Here is an 18,563-nt window from a genome sequence, read left to right as displayed (position 1 = left end):
CCTTGCCCAGCGTATGACAGCAGTGGCTCTCCGACAACTTTGCCGTCGCTATCGCGAGACGACCGCAATCGATTCGCTTGACCTCGAGGTCGCCGACAAAGAATTCGTTGTGCTACTGGGGCCGTCGGGCTGTGGCAAGACCACGACCCTGAACCTGATTGCCGGAGTGGATGCACCGACGAGCGGCCAAATCCTCTTCGACGGCCGTGCGATCGAGCACGTCCCGCCCGAGAAGCGCAATGTTGCGATGGTTTTCCAGAACATCGCGCTTTACCCGTACAAGACGGTGTACGAAAATATTGCCTTTCCGCTGCGCATGGCCAGGGTTGGTCGAACAGAGATCGATGAGCGCGTGCGCGCCGCGGCGAAACTGTTGCGCATCGGCGAATTGCTCAACCGACGCCCGCATGAGCTTTCGGGGGGCCAGCGACAGCGTGTGGCCCTTGGCCGCGCCGCGGTGCGCGACCCCCTCGTCTTCCTGTTCGACGAACCGCTATCGGCGCTCGACGCCAAGCTGCGCGGCGAAATGCGCGTTGAAATCAAGAAGCTTCACGAGCGGCTCGACTCGACCTTCATCTATGTCACTCATGATCAGGTCGAGGCACTCACATTGGCCGATCGGATTGCGGTCATGGACGGCGGCAAGCTTCGGCAATACGGGACTCCGGACGAGGTCTACCAACTGCCCGCCAATACTGGCGTAGCGCGATTCATCGGCAGTCCGAGCATGAATCTGATCGCCGGACGGTGGGTTGAGTCCGCGGGTAGTCTTGCGTTCCAGGGATCGGGCATCACCATACCCTTCGAAGCAGGCATGAGCCCCGCGGTGCAGGCGCGTCCGGGGATGCTCACGCTTGGTATACGGCCGGAAGGATTGTCGATTGAACCCCGCGGTCTGCCTCTGCATGGAATGGGACGGGTCTACGCCGTCGAGCCGCTCGGCTCGGATCAGTTTCTTCACGTTACCTATGGCGGCGAAAGCGCCGAACTCATCAAAGTCAGAGCCCGTCCCGACACGCGTTTCCGGGTCGGCGACGCGATCTCGCTAAACACCTCGCCGGCAGACATCTATCTGTTCGACAGCACCGGTGACCGTATCTTCCCGAACGATCTACGATGGTAAGCCGCAGCTTGAAATCGCTTGCGCAATCCGATTCGCGCTTCGCCCTCAGGATCGTCGCCAGTCTGGTCCTGTTCAATGCCGTCATCTTCATCTTGCCGCTCATCTACGCCGCATGGATCAGCTTTCACGATCGCGACGTGATCCTACGCACACAGGAATTCATTGGATTCAACCACTATCGGCAAATCCTCACCAGCTCCGAGGCAATCGCGGCGATGCTGCTGAGCCTCAAATTCACGGCCGTAGTGGCCTGCGCCTCGCTCCCTCTCGGACTCGGCATTGCCCTTGTCCTCAACGAGGATTTCCCGGGGCGCCGTTTCTTGCGTGCCGCTATCCTGCTTCCCTGGGCGATCTCCGAAGTGGTGACCGCGACGGCCTGGATTTTTATCAACAATCCAACATTCGGTGCGCTGACCGGCGTCATGCACTCGCTTGGACTGGTGAAGGCCAACCATGCCTGGGTCAACGAGACTACCGCTCTTTACTGGGTGGCAATTGCCTTTGTCTGGCACATTACGCCGCTCGGCGCCTTCTTCTTTCTCGCGGCACTGCAAACGGTGCCCGACAGCCTCTATCAGGCGGCTCGGATCGATCGCGCATCTGCGTTCAAGCGTTTCATTCACGTTACGCTGCCGCATCTGCGCCCAACCGTGACGGTCGTCCTCGTGGCGGTCACGGTGGAAGCATTCCGCAGCTTCGACCTGCTCTTCGCGATGACCCGCGGCGGCCCGGGCACCGCCTCGCAGACCTTTCCAATGCTGATCTTCCGTTACACCTTCGAGTTCTCCCGCTACGGACTTGCAGCTGCCGCCAGCTATATCCTGGTTGCGGTCGGAATGATCATCACCACACTCTATTTCTTCGCTCTGATGCGCCGACAACGACTGGCAAGAATTGCTGACGCCGCGGCAGGCGAGGAAGCCCGATCCAGAATGCCGACCCCAGGAGAGGCGATGCTGTCATGAGAAAAACCGCTGGCGAGTATGCAGTCCTTTGGGTCAGCATAGCGCTGGTGATCGCATGGACATTTATCCCTATCCTCGCGCTGGTGTGGGCTTCGCTGATGCCATTCAATGCGCTTGTCAACGGCGGCCTGTTGCAATGGCCGAGTGGAATGGGCTTCGCCAATTACGAGGCCATCATGGGGATCGCAACGATCAATGATGTTTTCGGCGGACAGCCGGAGGCGGTCGCGAGCGGGTTCCTCAACAGCGCCATCGTTGCGATCCCGGTGGCGGTCATCGGAACCGCCATGGCGATCATCGGCGGCTATGGATTCGGCCGCTATCGCTTCCCTTTCAAGAACACGCTCCTCTTTGCGCTGCTCTCCGTCCGGCTGCTACCGCCCATCGCGGTCCTTATCCCTTATTTCGTGATCCTTTCAGCCCTTCACCTCGTCGGCACCTATCTCGGCCTGATCGTCACCTACCTGACAGCGGTCGTGCCCCTGTTGACCTGGGTGTTGATGGGCTATTTTGCGAGCTTGCCGATCGAGATCGAACGCGCTGCCCGCATCGACGGTTGCGGTCGCCTGCGGGCGCTTTGGCATATTACCATTCCAATGGCGTTGCCTGGAATTGCGGCCGCCTTTGTGATCGCCTTCCTGACCGCCTGGAACGAGTTGCTGTTCGCAGTCGTTCTCACTGGGGGTACGGCGAAGCAGACGTTATCTCCCGCCCTGCTCGCATTTTCGCCAACCATGCCGAGCGGAGGGGCCAATTTCGGCATGACGCTGTTCGCTGCAGGCAGCGTCCTTTCCACAATCCCGCCGCTCATCCTTGCTTTGCTAGTCCAGCGTTACATCACCCGGCTCAACGTCGCCGATCCAATGACGTTAGAAGGCAACTAAAATGACCATCGGTATCGCCGCCCACGGGCCAAATGCTGGCTTGGCCATCTATCGCAGCTTGCGCGCGGTCGAGCGCGTTGGCACTGGCAGCATCGGCGGCTTCGCGGCTTTCGCCGTGATCACGGCGGACGGTAAGCTCCTGCGCCATGAAACGCAGCGCGGCGGCACGTCGACGCTCTTTATCGAGGGTGAGGTCACAGGGACCGATCCGCCACCGGAGGTCGCAGCCGCCACCTTCGCGGCTGTGATCTCCAGCGGACCCGACAGACCGGCCCCTGAAAGCTTCCTGAGGGCCGACCCTCTGGCTGGTCTCGTTACCGGTCATCGCATGCCGATAGCGATCGGCCTTGGCGGGGTCGAGGTCAATCAGCAGGTTCTCGACCTGATGAAAGGAGGGCAGCCGGCACAGGCGGCTGTAGACACCGTCATGGATCGCAATCCCGAGGTCGACGCCGGCCTGATCGCCATTGACCGCAATGGGCTGGTTTATGGACGCAACTCGGCGCGGGTCCTTCGCCGCCCCGACCTTGCCGAGGCGCGTGCCTCAAGGGAGGGTGCTTCCGTAGTCGTTTTCTACAACGCGATCCGACCGCGTGCAGCCCTTGCTGGGCTGGTCACCGAAATCGCACTCGATACGATGCTGGCAATGCCAATGCTGAAGCCGGACGGCCAGATCACGGTCGACGCCGGTATACCTGTGATCGCCGGCAGGGCAACGGCGATCTACTGTGACGCGAACGGCGTAGCGACCCACGTAACCACAAACGAGCTCGAAGTCCTCACCGGCCGGCGGATCGGCACAGGCATCTATCTCGGATCGCCGGTCTACAGGGATGGCAAACTGATCGGTCATACGATGCTGGAGACGATGATTATCTTTCAGGACGGTAAGCTTGCTCGCGTGGGCGGCCAAAAAATCTTTTCATTCGGCTATCAGAGAGTGGCTGAATAGAATGCGGACACCGGGCTTTTGGCATCTACCCGGCGGGAATGTAAATAGCCTCGCATCGCGCGGCCAGCATGCTGTTGGTGCTTCCCAGCCTCGGCAAGCGCAAGTCCCCAGCGCCTCAATCACATCGCAAGATCTGGGTAAGCAGGCAACGTGAATTGAAAGACGGCGCCGTGGGGCAGGTTTGCGGTTGCCCACAATCGTCCGCCGCGCGCCTCGATGATTGACCGGCAGATTGACAGACCGAGCCCCAATCCGCTTGGCTTCGTCGTGTAGAAGGCCCGGAAGAGGTGCTCGAGATTTGATGGAGCCAACCCTGGACCCGAGTCGTGCACTGAAACCAGCACGCCGCCCAACTCGGCATGGCCGGTGCTGATCAGCAATTCTCGAACCCCCTCGCCAGCGCTGCTCATTGCCTCGACGGCGTTGATGATCAAGTTTAAGAGGACCTGTTGCAGTTCGACCCGATCTCCTTGAATGGACGGCAGCCCATCCGCGAGTTCCGTCTGCACTGTAACCCCATTCTTCACTACTTCGGCACGGGTCAGCGCGACAATCTCAAGGATTGCTTCGTTGAGCTCCAAGCGATCGTCCTGGGCCGGCGCCCTCTTTATGAGGGCACGGATCCGGCCTATGACTTCGCCCGCTCGATTGCCATCCTTAACGATGCTGGCAAGCACCTGGCGTACCTCCTCCAGATCCGGCATCTGGCCGTCGAGAATACGCAGCCCCGTCTGGGCGTTGATGACCGTCGCGGCGATGGGCTGGTTCACATCGTGGGCGATTGATGCCGTGAGCTCACCCATGGTTGCGACGCGGTTCGCGTGCGCCAGTTCCATTTGCACCTCGCGGTAGCGCCGCTCGCTCTCGTGTGCCTCAGCCTCCGCCCGCTTGCGCTCGGTTAAATCGAGGACAAAGATGACACTCTGGTTCTCAGTTTCATCGAAGGCTGCAGCGCCGAGCAAGACGGGAACCCGGCTGCCGTCCTTGCGGAAGTACTCCTTCTCATAGGGCTGGACTGCGCCGGTCATCTTGAGCTCGGACTGGGCCTGCGCGGTACGGTCGCGCCATTCAGAGGGCGTCAGGTCGTCCAGGTGCAGGCGACCTGCGGCGAGATCCTCGCGATCGTATCCCACTATGCGCAGAAACGCGCCGTTGGCCTCAAAGATCTGACCTTCGAAATCGGCGACGTAGATGCCGATGATGTTGGCGTCGACCAGGTGGCGGATCTTGGCTTCGCGTTCCGCCAGGTCACGGTACAAACGGCTGTTCTCAAGTGAGATTGCGGCCTGCGCTGCGAGCAGCTTCAGCACCGCGATACGGGCCGGCGCGAAGACGCGAGGGGCCAGGTTGTTCTCGAGATAGAGCACGCCTATCAGCTTGGCCTGGGTGATCAAGGGGAGGCAGAGAATAGATCGCGCCTGGCGCTGGCGGACATAGCGATCCGCCGCAAACTGCGGGTGGGCCGTGGCATCGTCCACAGTTACGCCCTCGCCGGTGCGCAGGACATAATGCAGAACCGATTCCGGCAGCAAGTCCGCGGCCAGGGGTTCGTCGCGCAGCTGCACGAGAACAGCGTCGCCGCTGGTCGTGGCTTCCGCCGCCGTCCTTGGCTCAGCCCCGCGGGTATCGACCAACAGGCCGCGCTCGGCACCCGCATGCGCGATGGCGGTGCGCATGAGTGTGTCGAGCAGTTTCTCGAGAACCATCTCGCCTGACACTGTTTGCGACACCTTGATCACGGTCGCCAGGTCGAGGTGTTCGACCGGCGCAGCCCCGATCGTGCTCGTGGGAGCGGGCGCCGGCTCTTCCGTTCTGAGGCGCGGATACAACTCATCGAGCTGCCGCACCTTGCCATGGGCTCCCCAGCGCAGGTAGCTGTAGCGGGCGTTGCGCAAGTAGAGCTCGGCGAACTGGTCAAAGCCGCGCGCCCGGTAGAAGGCGGAAGCACGCTCATAGGCGATCGCCTCGTTGTGCACGAAGCCGTTTGAGCGGGCTGAGGAGATGGCCTGTTCGTAGAGGCGCATCGCGTCAGCATCGCGGCCCTCTATACGAGCAATCTCAGCGCCCACCAACGCGGCGCGGTTCTCGAAATTCTCCGGGCAATTCGCCGCCCAGATTTCAAGCTGTCGGTGGTGCGCGCCGAGAACTTCGGCATGCTGCCGCCGCTGGCTAGCCGCTGCGGAATGCCAGGATGCCGCCTGGACGAGTGCACCGTAAAACTCATATTCCGCCGTTTCGAAGTGTGACGGCGACGACCAGATAACTCGTTGCGCCCGCTCCGCAGCCTCGAGGGCGGCCGCATAGTCGCCGGCAAAGAAGCGCGCTTGCAGCTTGCGGGGCCAGTACATGCTCTCGGGCCCCGTCAGATCCGGGTTGGCGGAGAAGCGACGCTCCATCTCAAGCTCGGCAAACCGCTCGTCGTCAAGGCAACCGAACTTCGGCGTCAAGCCACGAAGCGACCGAACAAGCCCGAGCTGCGCGACGATGGCGTCAAGGGCAAGACCGAACCGGATCTTCTGTGTAAAGGCGAGACCACGCTCGGCTTCGCCCTGCACCTCATCGAGCGGATCGCCTGCAGCGAGAAGGTTCGTGTTCAGGTGGTTGCAGCAGTACCCGGCGAAAGTGAGGTCACCGATCTTGTTAGCCGCCTCGAACGCGTGACGTATCAGATCGCGGCCAGCCCGGACATGTCTCGTCCACGGCAGGACAACACTTCCGAAGATCACATAGGTCCTGGCCTGGAAATGCTTCAGCCCATGCTGTTCCACAAGGTCACAGCCGAGCCGGCCGAATCGAAAACCGGCCTGATAGTCACCAAAGCGCGATCCGGCGATCAAGCCAAGCACCACATAAGCGTAGCACGAGCCATCACTGTTGCCGCCCTCGAGGCTGAGATTGACAACCCGACAGATGATCAGGGAAGCCAGGTTCGCATCCATGTACCAGGCCGGCGCCGCAAGTCTGGTCAGGACATCGATTGTGCCGAGAGATGCCGGGTCGCTCATCAAGGGCAAATCGGCGAGTGCTTCGATCTGGCGGTCTGCAAGCATTGACCAGATCCGCTGGTATTCGCGGCGCACTTCCTCCGCTGTCGGATGCCGCGACCACTCCCCGCCCAGATGTCGCAGGTAGTCGAGACTGACAGCGGCCGCGCGGCTGCCTTGGTTCAGGCTCGTGTACAGATCGGCTAGCAGGCAAGTGACGCTGGCGCGCTCGACAGTCGTTGCGGCGTGGGCCGACAGAGCCGTCAGTCGCTGCTCGGCTTCCGTCAGCGCGCCGGTCTGGAACTCGCATTCGGCCCGATTCAGCTCGAGCGCGAAGGTGAGGTCGGGCCAGCGCACCCACGAGTCTTCCGCCAACATCGCCGCGCCGCCGGCGAGATAGGTGAGAGCCGAGGCATAAGCGGTGGACGCCTTCGCGCGCTTGCCCGCGATCAGATTGACCTCGGCAAGCTGCTCGCGCTCGTCCGCCGAGGTGATCAGAGTGGCGCCGCGGTTCAGCTGATTGACGATCTCGAAGATGGCCTCCTCTCGCTTGTCCGGCGGCGTGTGCGCCGCTAGCAGCCTGCCGATCCGCAGATGGGCAGCCGCGCGCGAGTCCTCAGGAATCAGTGAATAGGCGGCTTCCTGGACCCGGTCATGAAGGAACCTATAGGCAGCCTCCGAGCGGAACACGAGTCCCGTTCGGACCGCTTCCCAAAGGTCGCCATGCATGTCCTCCGTGGAGCCCCGATACAGCATCCCGAGCAGCGTGAATTCCGCGCTGTTTCCTATGCAGGCAAGCTGTTGCAAAGCATTCCGGGTTTCGAGGGGCAGCCGATGCAACTTGCCGACCATGAGATCGACGACATTGTCGGTGTAGCCCCTGGCATGAATGCGATCGAGGTCCCAACACCATCGCACATTGCCCTGGTCGAACGTGAGCAGTCCCTCTTCGGCAAGGGTGGAAACGAACTGAATGGCGAAGAATGGATTGCCGTTGGTCTTCTCATGCACCAGTTGGGCCAATGGGGCGGAGTGTTCGAATTCGCAGCGGACGGAATCCGCAATCAACTGCCCCAGGTCTTCGCGCCCGAGCGGCGCAAGAACAATATCCTGCACCATCGCGCCAGCTTTGCGGATAGCTTCGAGCTTGCGCATGAGCGGGTGGGCGAAATCGACTTCATTGTCCCGGTAGGCGCCGATCAGCATCAAGTGCCGGACATCCGGCCTGGTCAGCAGATCCTCGAGCAAATCCAGCGTCGCAGCGTCGAGCCATTGCAAATCATCGAGAAAGAGCGCCAGCGGATGTTCAGGACTCGCGAAGACTCCGATAAGTCGTCGGAACACGAGCTGAAATCGTTTTTGTGCCTGTTGCGGCTCAAGCTCCAGGACGGGCGGCTGTTCGCCGATGATGAACTTCAGTTCGGGGATCAGATCGACCATCAGCCGTCCGTTCGGCCCAAACGCCTCCAGAAGTGCATCGCGCCATCGCGCCAACTCGGCGTCGCTCTTGACGAGAAGAGATCGCACAATGTTCTGAAAGGCCTGCACCAGCGTTGAGTAGGGGATGTCGCGCTTGTACTGATCGAACTTCCCGGATGCAAAGAGCCCACGCGGCTGCACCAATACCCTATGCAGTTCATTGACGAGCGAAGATTTGCCGATCCCTGAATATCCGGAAACCAGCACCAACTCAGGTGCGCCGCCCTTGACGATGCGATCGAAGGCGGCGAGCAAGGCATCGACTTCGTCCGCTCTCCCATATAGTTTCTCGGGAATGAGAAGGCGGCCTGCCGTGTCGTGTTCGCCCAACGGGAAGGCATCGATCCGGCGCTCGGTCTCCCAGGCAGCAAGGCAGCGCCGGAGGTCGATCTCCAGGCCAGCTGCGCTTTGATAGCGGTCCTCGGGGGTCTTGGCGAGCAGCTTCATAATGATCGCGGAGATGGCGCCAGGAATCTCCTTCCGCCGCTTGCCGGGGGGCACCGGCTTGCTTGCTATGTGGCAGTGGACCCACTCCATTGGATCGGCTGCGGCAAACAGGAGGTGGTTGGTCAATATCTGGTAAAGCGTCGCGCCAAGTGAGTAGAGGTCACTGCGGGAATCGACCGAGCGATTCATCCGACCGGTCTGTTCGGGCGCCATGTAGGCAAGCGTGCCGGCGATGGTTTCCGGAGGCCCGAGGGATTGGCGTTCGCGCTGCAGACGCGAGGCGAGGCCGAACCCGGTGAGCCGCACCTGTCCGTCCGGGCAGTTCACCACGATATTGGCCGGCTTGAGATCCCTATGGATGAGACCGCGTTGGTGGAGCTTGCCCACCGCCACGACAATGCCGATGGCGAGGGGCAGGAAGCGTCCCACCTCCATTGGAGCGCCGAGCAGACGGTCGAGTGGCTCGCCGCCGGGATCTTCGAGCACCAGCACGCTGCGCCCGCGCTCGGACCCAAGCTCCAGCGGTCTCACCGCCCACGAGCTATCCAGTTCGTCCCTCAATCCGTATTCGTGGGCGAGCCGAGCGAGACTGGCCGGTGGCGGGTGCTCCGCGGCGAATTGCACGACCAGAACTGCGCTGCGGTTACCGTCAGCATCCAAGCGCCAACGCCGGCGGAAGAGGCGTTCGCCATCCTCCCATACCTGGGGGATATCGCCTCCCTCAGCGCCTAACCGAAGCGATTCCAACTGCAGCGCTCCGCTAACAGGCTCGTTGTCGCCGTGCATCGGGAAAACTAACACATTCATAGAGACAGGCAATGAGCATGCCAGGCGACAGCTGCTTGTGATCTGCATAGACGAGCATGCGGATATGCCGCTGAACCTAGGCCGGTCAGTGCAGAGGGTGCTCACCTCTTCGGGGCGACTTCCCTGCCGAGCACCAGGCCTTTCGCAGCCATCAGCCTTCACACAGTTGGTGGACGGAAACCGACTGACGGCGTGTTGCCCGATCATCGGCAGGATCCCCGCCTGTCACGACACCACCGAGAATCGACCCGAAGCGGTCGTATCGGCATCGGCAATAGGCTGGTGCACGCCGCCTCTGGGCGCGCCGGACGAAACGGCGACCCATTTCGAGAGTCGGGGATCTAAAGCGGCCGCTTAAGACGCAAAACCGACACGATGAGAGCAATAGAGCCCAAGTCATTTCCGGTATGCCGAGTACATTGCCAGGAGCGGCGCGTCCTGCCCCGATGACCTGCGACGCGTGCCTGCGAATCGTCTGGAGACGAAATGGATATCACGTCGAAGCCTGTGACTGACCTGCGGGTTTATCTCGCGCAAGAGCGAACGTTTCTCGCCTGGATTCGCACCGGCATCGCTTTGATGGGTTTCGGGCTCGTGGTGGCGCATTTCGAGCTGTTTGCCGACCAGCCCCACATCACACAATCCGCGTCGGGCGTGGCCCCGCACGGGCCCTCACTTTGGTTCGGAACGGCGCTTGTCGCGATCGGCGCAGTCGTGAATCTCTTCGCATGGCGTTATGTTCGATTGGTTGATGAAATGAGCAGCGGTCAATTCGCGAACCGCTCCCTCTCCAGGCGAGGCGTGATTGTGGCTCTGTTCCTGGCGTTGCTTGGGATTGCCATGACGATTCACCTGACTTTGGCTCAGGGCTGCCGCCGGAAGCACTGCACGCCTGATCAGCAGTCTATAAGGTGACGATAATGGACGGTTCAAAAAAGCATTACGTCGACAATACGGGTCTGTCCTTTTCGGCCGGTCTCACAATCCGACAAAAGGAGCCAAAGAATCTGGAGGCTCCCTTCGATAGGATCGACTCGTACCTCACCCCGACGGAGCTGTTCTACATACGAAATCATTTTCCGACACCAGCCCTGGACGGCGCCTCTTATCAACTACGCGTCGATGGTGCTGTCAGGCATCCATTCACATTGAGCTACGACGAGTTGCGAAGCATGCCATGCGAGACCCGGATCGCGACTTTGGAATGCGCGGGCAATAGCCGGGTCTTTCTCGTCCCGCAGGTGCAAGGAGCACAATGGGAACTCGGTGCGGTCAGCAATGCCGAATGGACCGGTGTGCCCCTGCGAGCATTGCTGGAGCGTGCCGGCATGGAGGAAGATGTTTGCGAGATCCTGTTCGAAGGGGCGGATTGCGGAACACCCAAGGAAGAGCCCCTGCCCCCGGATCCGATTTCCTACGCCTGGAGCTTGCCACGAGCCAAAGCAGTTCAACCGGAAGTCCTGATTGCCTACCAGATGAACGGTCGTGATCTGCCGCCGGACCACGGGTATCCGGTGCGCGCAATTGTACCCGGTCATTATGGAATGGCTTCCGTCAAGTGGCTGATGCGCATCCAGGCCGTATGTGAGCCGTTTCACGGTTACTGGCAGACATCGGATTATGCCTACTGGGCTTCGATGGACGGGAAGCCCGTGCGGCGGCCGTTGGGCGAAATGCAGCTCAAGTCCGAGATCGCACGACCGCGTGTTTACGAAACGCTGGTCCCGAACCGGATCTACACAATTTCCGGTGCTGCATGGACAGGCGAGACCGATGTGGCCGACATCGCAGTGAGCACCGATGGTGGCCGAACCTGGGCCGAGGCGCAGTTCGTGGATCCTGTGCGGCGGCATGCGTGGCGACGTTGGAAATTCGATTGGCTTACACCGAAAAAACCGGGGCAATATACGCTGCTGGCCCGCGCCAGGGACGCGAGCGGCGTGTTCCAACCCAACGAGCACGACCGGAACTACGGTGTCTACGTGATCAATCACCCTCTCCCGATTGAAGTATTCGTGGACGATTCTGATGAGCAGTCTTGAGCGCTTCCAGAATGTCGTGTTGGGCGGTGGAGAGGCCGGCAAGTACATCGCTTGGGAGTTGGCGCGATTGGGGCAACGCGTCGCCGTGGTCGAAAAGGGACTGATCGGTGGTTCATGTCCCAACATTGCCTGCTTGCCCAGCAAGAACGTGATTCATAGCGCGAAGGTTGTGGAACTCGTTCGCCATGCCGAAACTTTCGGATTGCACATTGGTCCCTGGACCTTGGACATGGCCGGCGTGCAACAACGCAAGCGTGAATTGGTCGATGGCTTGATCGCGATCCACAAGGCGCGGTTTGCGGCTGACGGCCTCGAATTCATTCTCGGCGAGGGTCGTTTCGTTGCGCCCAGGACTATCGAAGTCCGGCAGACGCAGGGTGGGATACGGCATCTTGAGGGCGAGCGCGTCTTTCTTGATCTCGGCACGCGCGCAGCCGTCCCCGATATTCCCGGGCTGGCCGACGCTGCTCCGCTGACTCACGTCGAGGCGCTTGATCTCGATCGGCTTCCCGCGCATCTGATCGTGCTCGGCGGCGGCTATGTCGGCCTCGAGATGGCGCAGGCTTTTCGGCGCTTCGGCAGCCGAGTAACCGTGATTGAACAAGCCCCGCAGCTCATCGCCCGAGAGGACCCCGACGTCGCCGATTCCGTCCGCGGAATTTTTGCGGATGACGGCATTGACGTGGTGCTGAATGCTGCGATCGAGGCCGTAAACGGTCGATCTGGTGTCCAAGTAAAAGTTCGGCTGCGCACGCCGGCCGGCGAACGAGAGATCGATGGAAGCGATCTGCTCGTCGCCGCAGGACGCACGCCTAATACGCGCGCCATCGGTCTCGAGAGCGCTGGAGTCGAATTGGACCTGCGGGGCTACGTCAAGGTGAACGAACGCCTGGAGACTACGGCGCCCGCGGTTTGGGCGATGGGCGAGTGTGCCGGGAGCCCGCAATTCACCCATGTGGCATTCGACGACTTCCGGGTCGTGCGCGACAATCTGGCGGGAGGTTCGCGGACGACTCGCGATCGACTGATCCCCTACTGCATGTTCATCGATCCCGAACTGGGGCGGGTTGGGTTCGGCGAGGCAGAGGCGAAGCGCCGCGGGATTGCAATCCGAGTGGCGCGCCTCTCCATGAACTCGGTTCTTCGAGCCCGGACCACCGGCGAGACGCGTGGTTTCATGAAGGCGCTCATCGACGCGCATAGCGATCGCATTCTTGGCTTCACGATGCTCGGCGCCGGCGCCGGAGAGGTTATCGCAGCCGTGCAGAGCGCCATGCTCGCCGGCCTTGCGTACACTGGACTACGCGATGCAATTTTGAGTCACCCGACGATGGCCGAAGGCCTCAGTGTCCTGTTGGCCGGCGTTCCGGCCATGCAGGAAGTGTCCGGAAAACTGCATGGAGAACGCCAATGATGGCCATGAAGCCCTGCGCTTCGAAAAGTATGGACAGCCTTCGGTCTTCTCGCTGCAAGAGTCTCCTGGTGTCATACGAACTGGCCGCAAGCGGCGCTGGACGCAGCCACTGACAAGGGCCGCGGCCGGATTTGTTAGTTATCTCGCGACGCGCTGATCCACATCAGCCGGCGCCTTGATGCGTTCCGAGATCATATGGCGCTCCTTCTCGGCCAGGACGGCATAAAGGTGCGGCATGAACGGGTTGACGTCAGCGCCGAGTTCCCACTTTGGTTCCCCAGCTACTGCGCGCTCCAGTGGCGGATTCCGGAGCTCATGCCGCGCGTTTGAGCTGGAGCTCCGACCAGATTGCCGAGAGCGCCTGTACCAGATGGTCGATATCCTGTGCGGTATGCAGCGGTGACGGCGTGATGCGCAGCCGCTCGGTGCCGCGCGGCACCGTCGGATAGTTGATCGGCTGCACGTAGATTCCGTAGTCGCTGAGCAGAACGTCGCTGACTTGCTTGCACAGCACGGGGTCGCCGACCATCAGCGGGACAATATGGCTGGGATTGGTCATGTGGGGCAATCCAGCCGCGTCCAATCGCTTGCGAAGCGAAGCGACCACCGCCTGATGTTGCTGGCGCTCGCTGTCGCTCGTCTTCAAATGCCGGATGCTCGCGAGCGCAGCCGCCGCGACCGACGGGGGCAGCGCGCTGGTGAAGATAAAGCCCGACGAGAAGCTCCGCACGAAATCGCACAGCGCTGTGCTGCCGGTGATATAGCCGCCCACCACACCGAAACCCTTGGCAAGCGTCGCCTCGATCACAGTCAGACGATGGCTGAGCCCTTCGCGTTCGGCGATCCCGCCGCCGCGCGGACCATAGAGCCCGACGGCATGGACCTCGTCGAGATAGGTCATGGCGCCGTGCGCGTCCGCGACATCACAGAGTTCCGCGATCGGGGCGATATCGCCGTCCATCGAATAGACCGACTCGAACGCCACCAGCTTCGGCCGTCCGGGATCCAACGCCGCCAGCTTGCGGTTCAAATCCTCCGGATCGTTGTGGCGCCAGATCCGCTTTTCCACCCGGCTGTGCCGGATGCCCTCGATCATCGAGGCATGATTGCTCTCGTCTGAGAGGACGACGCAGCCCGGCAGTCGGGACGAAAGCGTACTGAGCACCGCCCAGTTCGACACGTAGCCGGAGGTAAACAGCAGGGCCGCTTCCTTGGCGTGCAGATCAGCCAGTTCCCGCTCCAGCAACACATGGTAGTGGCTGGTTCCCGAGATGTTGCGGGTGCCGCCGGCGCCAGCGCCGCACCGGTCGACCGCTTCGTGCATCGCCGCCAGCACGGACGGATGCTGCCCCATCCCGAGATAGTCGTTTGAGCACCAGACCGTCACCGTCGACTGGACCTGGCCGTTGAAACGGGTCGCGCGCGGGAAATTCCCCGCGTGGCGTTCGAGATCGCAGAACACCCGGTAGTTGCCCTCCATATGGAGATCATGCAGTTGCTGCCGGAAGAAGCCCTCGTAGTTCATTGTTCGGTCCGGGAGATGCGACGGAACGTTCGGTTTGGCACTCAGATAGTCGAGTGGTGAACCGCCGAGCGCGTGGTTGACCGGACAGTGCGACGGGTCGATTGCGTGACCCGGCACGGCCCAGGTGACGTGCTCAGGCGGGGACGACGGCCGGTTGGCCGGAACGAGAGTCTTCGTGGTCATGGGTGCCTCCGTCTTTGGCTGGCTGGCTTTCGATCTGCTTATCGCTTCTCTTGCGCACGCATCGAAGGCAGCCTGCAAATCGCCCCCCACATGTCTGCAAGTGGCACGTTCCGGAGTTGCAAGCGCACGCCCCGAAGCGATGGGTTAGCGATGAGTGCCGGCACGGTCACTCGGCCGGCGTCGGCGCCCGCGCCCCGGGCGTCGCCGGCTCGTGTGCGAGCCGAGCCAAGCCGGTATGCACGATGGCGGCAATGATGGCGCCGACGATCGGGGCTATCATATAAAGCCAGGCGTCATTGAAATTGCCCGTCGCGACCATTGGGCCCAGTGCCCGTGCCGGGTTGAACGGGGCGCCCGTGAGCGCCCCACCCATGATGATGTTGAGGGTCAGGGTCATGCCGATCGCCAGCGGCGCGAGGTTGCCGGCGCGGCCCGCGACCGCCGTTGCTAGCACGACCGTGACCAGGAAAAAGGCGAGCACAGCCTCGATCACGAAGCCGGCCCAGGGCGTGACCGTCAGGGTCGTGGCGCCCAGAGCGAGGTCGTGCGCGAGCGAAGGTGTGCCGAGGCCGGTCGACGCACCGCCCAGCACAGCCCGCAACAGGAGCGCCCCGATGATACCGCCAACCAACTGGCTGACAATGTAGCCGACAGCCTCGCCGGTGCGCATTGCTCCGGCGAGGAGCACGCCTACAGTGACGGCGGGGTTAAAATGGCCCCCCGACACCGGTCCGTAAGCGAAAGCGAAGGCCATGATGGCCAGGCCGTGGGCGAAGGCAATCGCGGCGATGCCGGGAAGGCCGACACCACTGCCGACCACGGCCGCGGCGCCGGCTCCAATGAAGACGAACGAGAAGGTGCCGATGAACTCCGCAAGGAGCTTGGGTGCAACATGGTTGGACATGGTTGATCTCCGGAGACGAGCGTGCAGTGCTCGCATTGGCGTGCGGCGCTCGCATTAAGTTGTCTGGGAGAGCCGGCGGCACGGGAGGAGCGCGCCGGCCGGCAAAGCGAGCGGGCGTTACTCGGCGGCCATCGTCTGCTGGTTGAAAGGCACGCCCACCGCCTTCGCAACGCCGGCGCCGTATGCGGGATCGGCTTTGGCACAGTTGGCAATATGGCGCTGTTTGACCTCAAGGCGCGCGTCGCCCATGGCGCGGGCGGTGTTCTCGAACAGAAGCCGCTGCTGCTCGGGGCTCATCTTCCTGAACAGGTTGCCGGGTTGCTCATAGTGGTCGTCATCGACACGATGGTCCCAATAGGTCGCGCTACCCTCGATCGGCAGCGGTGGGTCGATCAGCGCCAGGTTGCGGTCGATCCAGGTGCTCTTGCTGTTGGGCCAATATGTCGGTGTCGCACCAAGGTTGCCGTCAGTCCGCATCGCGCCATCGCGGTGATAGCTTTGGAACGGACACTTCGGTGCATTTACAGGGATGTGGTTGAAATTGACGCCCAGCCGGTATCGCTGGGTATCGCCGTAGGAGAAGAGCCGGCCCTGGAGCATCTTGTCCGGCGAGAAGCCGATGCCGGGAACGATGTTGGCCGGCGAGAATGCCGCCTGCTCTATTTCCGCGAAGAAATTATCGGGATAGCGGTTGAGCTCCATCACACCGACCTCCATCAGCGGATAGTCGGCCTTCGGCCAAACCTTGGTCAAGTCGAACGGATTGTGCTTGTGGGTCCGGGCCTGCTCCTCGCTCATCACCTGGATCGACAACGTCCATCGCGGAAAATTGCCGCTGTCGATGGCGTTGAGCAGATCGCGTCCGTGGCTCTCGCGATCGTTCGCGACCAGCGCGGCCGCCTCCTCGTCGGTGAGGTTCTCGATGCCCTGCTGCGAGCGGAAGTGGAATTTGACCCAGATGCGTTCATTGGCGGCGTTGATCATCGAGAAGGTGTGGCTGCCGAAGAGATGCATGTGGCGGAAGCTTCGCGGAATGCCACGGTCGGACATCACAACGGTCACCTGGTGCAGCGCTTCCGGCAGGAGCGACCAGAAATCCCAGTTGTTGTCCGCCGAGCGCAGACCGGTGCGCGGATCGCGCTTGATCGCGTGGTTCAGGTCCGAAAAGCGCAGCGGGTCGCGAAAGAAGAAGACGGGCGTATTGTTCCCGACGATGTCCCAATTGCCCTCCTCCGTATAGAATTTCATGGCGGTACCGCGGATATCGCGCTCGGCATCCGCCGCGCCACGCTCGCCCGCTACCGTCGAGAAGCGGACCAGCATCGGCGTCTGCTTGCCGACCTCGGAGAATATCTTCGCCTTGGTGTAGCGGGAGATATCCTTGGTGACGGTGAAGGTGCCATGGGCGCCCCAACCCTTTGCATGCATGCGGCGTTCGGGAATCACCTCACGGTCGAAATGTGCCAGCTTCTCGATCAGCCAGATGTCCTGGAGCAGCGCCGGCCCCCTCGGTCCCGCCGTCTGGATGTTGGTGTTGTCCACCACGGGCGAACCAGTGGCATGGGTCATAGGCGGGACGCGGTCGGTCATAAATAATCTCCTGTGAGACATCGGATGTGAGACATCGAAATCCAGCAACGCGACCGCCTGCGGCAGCGTCACCCTTGTTCTCCCAGCATCGTCCTCAACCGAAGTGTATTGGCCACAACACCGGGACCAAAAAAGGCTAGTCTATGGAGTTGGAAATGACTTTAGCCCTGTTGCTGCGATTGTCGCGGTTTTGCGTCAACCGCATGTCGCGAGCGCAATCTTGCAACAAGTCCGACAATGGCCGACGAGCAGTTCCAGTGCGCCAAGCCTACAAAGCAGACGGCACAGCGCGCGCCGATCCTTACCGGCCTTAGGAGACCCCATGAGCCCGACCAAGACCCACCTGCATCCCAAGCGGGACCTGAATGACATTGCCGCCGTCAGAATTCCCGACAGCAAGCTTGCGCGCGAGATTACGGAGATCGTCCGCGACACCGAGTCCGAGTTGCTCTTCAATCACTCGAGCCGGGTCTACCTGTTCGGCGCGCTGGCGGGCGAACATCGCGGCCTGAAATTCGACCCGGAGTTGCTCTATATGGGGGCGATGTTCCACGACATGGGCCTGACCAAAGTCCACAGCAGCGCCGACGAACGCTTCGAGGTCGACGGCGCCAATGCGGCGCGGGATTTCCTGAAGCGGCACGGGATCACACAGACCGACATCGAGACGGTGTGGACAGCGATCGCGCTGCACACGACGCCCGGCATTCCGAAACACATGCATCCGGTCGTCGCGCTGGTGACGGCGGGCGTCGAGATGGACGTCCTTGGCCTGTCCTACCGAGAATACTCCGACGCCGAGCGCGAGGCGATCGTGAACGCGTTCCCGCGCACGCCGCATTTCAAGGAAGACATCATCCAGGCCTTTTATGACGGCATCAAGCACAAGCCGGATACCACATTCGGCAACGTCAAGGCCGACGTTCTCGCGGACAAGGACCCGCATTTCCAGCGCGGGAACTTCTGCAGCGTGATCCGCGGATCGCACTGGCAAGGCTGATCGGCATCCTCCCCGAGTTCATTTCTTATCGGTGAGGTCAAGCGCATGGCTTGCGCCGGGCGCATCTCGAAGCCATGCCCGAGCAAACCGAAACCAATCACGTCGGTGATCGCGTGGAAGCTTGCGGGTCGCTCAATCTCTCGAGATGGCTCTCGGCGAGGTGTTGCTGCGACAATGGTGCAATCGGACGCCGACGACCGCAATTTCGAACAAGCAAAAAAGGATCTCGTTGCTTACGTTGAACTTTGAGACCGGGTGACACGG

13 protein-coding genes are annotated in these 18,563 nt (G+C 61.6%); 9 read left to right on the top strand and 4 right to left on the bottom strand.

What is annotated here, in order from left to right; genetic code table 11:
* Positions 1 to 13: 13 nt before the first annotated feature.
* The 4 genes from NKJ08_RS12575 to NKJ08_RS12560 are packed head-to-tail and all read left to right on the top strand — an operon-like array spanning position 14 to position 3,924.
* On the top strand, positions 14 to 1,123 hold the full coding sequence (locus NKJ08_RS12575) for an ABC transporter ATP-binding protein (protein WP_352781895.1): 1,110 nt from the start codon (positions 14 to 16) through the stop codon (positions 1,121 to 1,123).
* A gap of 8 nt (positions 1,124 to 1,131) precedes the next feature.
* Positions 1,132 to 2,088: a carbohydrate ABC transporter permease gene (locus tag NKJ08_RS12570; protein ID WP_352781894.1), complete on the top strand. Its 957-nt coding sequence runs from the start codon at positions 1,132 to 1,134 to the stop codon at positions 2,086 to 2,088.
* Entirely contained in the window at positions 2,085 to 2,972 is an 888-nt protein-coding gene (locus NKJ08_RS12565; protein WP_352781893.1) for a carbohydrate ABC transporter permease, read from the top strand. Before NKJ08_RS12570 ends, NKJ08_RS12565 begins: the two co-directional genes overlap by 4 nt.
* A gap of 1 nt (position 2,973) precedes the next feature.
* Positions 2,974 to 3,924 carry a DUF6963 family protein gene (locus tag NKJ08_RS12560; protein WP_352781892.1) on the top strand — a complete coding sequence of 317 codons (951 nt, stop codon included), beginning with the start codon at positions 2,974 to 2,976 and terminating at the stop codon, positions 3,922 to 3,924.
* Between the two features lie 119 nt (positions 3,925 to 4,043).
* Here the strand turns inward: NKJ08_RS12560 and NKJ08_RS12555 are convergent, their stop codons facing one another.
* A complete protein-coding gene (locus NKJ08_RS12555) occupies positions 4,044 to 9,545 on the bottom strand; it encodes a trifunctional serine/threonine-protein kinase/ATP-binding protein/sensor histidine kinase (protein WP_352781917.1) in 5,502 nt (1,833 codons plus the stop codon).
* Positions 9,546 to 10,127: 582 nt separating this feature from the next.
* On the opposite strand from NKJ08_RS12555, the gene NKJ08_RS12550 reads away from it, so the two are divergent.
* The 4 genes from NKJ08_RS12550 to NKJ08_RS12535 are packed head-to-tail and all read left to right on the top strand — an operon-like array spanning position 10,128 to position 13,254.
* Positions 10,128 to 10,556 (top strand): YidH family protein, encoded by a 429-nt coding sequence (locus NKJ08_RS12550; protein ID WP_352781891.1) that lies wholly within the window; start codon positions 10,128 to 10,130, stop codon positions 10,554 to 10,556.
* A gap of 5 nt (positions 10,557 to 10,561) precedes the next feature.
* Entirely contained in the window at positions 10,562 to 11,683 is a 1,122-nt protein-coding gene (locus NKJ08_RS12545; protein WP_352781890.1) for a sulfite oxidase, read from the top strand.
* Positions 11,670 to 13,097 carry a mercuric reductase gene (locus NKJ08_RS12540; RefSeq protein ID WP_352781889.1) on the top strand — a complete coding sequence of 476 codons (1,428 nt, stop codon included), beginning with the start codon at positions 11,670 to 11,672 and terminating at the stop codon, positions 13,095 to 13,097. The genes NKJ08_RS12545 and NKJ08_RS12540 overlap by 14 nt, the downstream gene beginning before the upstream one ends.
* Positions 13,081 to 13,254, top strand: coding sequence for a hypothetical protein (locus NKJ08_RS12535; protein WP_352781888.1), 174 nt, complete (start codon positions 13,081 to 13,083; stop codon positions 13,252 to 13,254). The genes NKJ08_RS12540 and NKJ08_RS12535 overlap by 17 nt, the downstream gene beginning before the upstream one ends.
* Positions 13,255 to 13,410: 156 nt before the next feature.
* Here NKJ08_RS12535 and hemA read toward each other — a convergent pair whose 3' ends face one another.
* From hemA to NKJ08_RS12520, 3 genes are all read right to left on the bottom strand, one after another.
* Positions 13,411 to 14,622 carry a 5-aminolevulinate synthase gene (gene hemA / locus NKJ08_RS12530; protein ID WP_352526948.1) on the bottom strand — a complete coding sequence of 404 codons (1,212 nt, stop codon included), beginning with the start codon at positions 14,620 to 14,622 and terminating at the stop codon, positions 13,411 to 13,413.
* 349 nt (positions 14,623 to 14,971) lie between these two features.
* Positions 14,972 to 15,709 carry an MIP/aquaporin family protein gene (locus NKJ08_RS12525; RefSeq protein ID WP_352781887.1) on the bottom strand — a complete coding sequence of 246 codons (738 nt, stop codon included), beginning with the start codon at positions 15,707 to 15,709 and terminating at the stop codon, positions 14,972 to 14,974.
* Positions 15,710 to 15,826: 117 nt separating this feature from the next.
* Positions 15,827 to 17,299, bottom strand: coding sequence for a catalase (locus NKJ08_RS12520; protein ID WP_352781886.1), 1,473 nt, complete (start codon positions 17,297 to 17,299; stop codon positions 15,827 to 15,829).
* 322 nt (positions 17,300 to 17,621) lie between these two features.
* Between NKJ08_RS12520 and NKJ08_RS12515 the strand changes: the two genes are divergently transcribed.
* Positions 17,622 to 18,299, top strand: a complete 678-nt coding sequence (locus NKJ08_RS12515; RefSeq protein WP_352781885.1) for an HD domain-containing protein — start codon at positions 17,622 to 17,624, stop codon at positions 18,297 to 18,299.
* The last annotated feature ends 264 nt before the right edge of the window (positions 18,300 to 18,563 follow it).

Origin of the sequence: Mesorhizobium sp. M0244 (genome assembly GCF_040321795.1) — a bacterium.
Classification (GTDB): Bacteria; Pseudomonadota; Alphaproteobacteria; order Rhizobiales; family Rhizobiaceae; genus Mesorhizobium.
Note: the sequence above shows the minus strand (reverse complement) of the source record. Positions and strands in the feature narration are given on the sequence as shown.